General features: G+C 50.8%; 1 pseudogene. It reads left to right on the top strand.

Features of this window, described 5'->3' with window-relative positions:
* Positions 1-264, top strand: a pseudogene (locus HBA93_RS21645) (glutathione ABC transporter ATP-binding protein GsiA); the annotation flags it as partial.

Here is a 264-nt window from a genome sequence, read left to right as displayed (position 1 = left end):
ACGCGCGCGCTCTTGTCGGCTGTTCCACAATTGGGTTCGATGAATGGCAAAGACCGGCCATTACGCTTCCCCGATGTGGATATGCAGACCGGCGAAGTTCATCCGCCAAAGCCTACTGAAGATACTGTGAAACGCGATGAACCACCAGTCTTGACCGTAGATAAGCTGGTAACGCGCTTTAATATCAAGAAGGGTTTTCTTAGCAAGACGGTTGGACGTGTCCATGCGGTAGAAAATGTATCGTTGGAATTGCGCCGTGGTGAA

It is taken from the genome of Ochrobactrum sp. SFR4 (assembly GCF_019730395.1).
In the GTDB taxonomy this organism is placed as follows: Bacteria; Pseudomonadota; Alphaproteobacteria; order Rhizobiales; family Rhizobiaceae; genus Pseudochrobactrum.
This window is presented reverse-complemented; position numbering and strand designations above follow the sequence as displayed.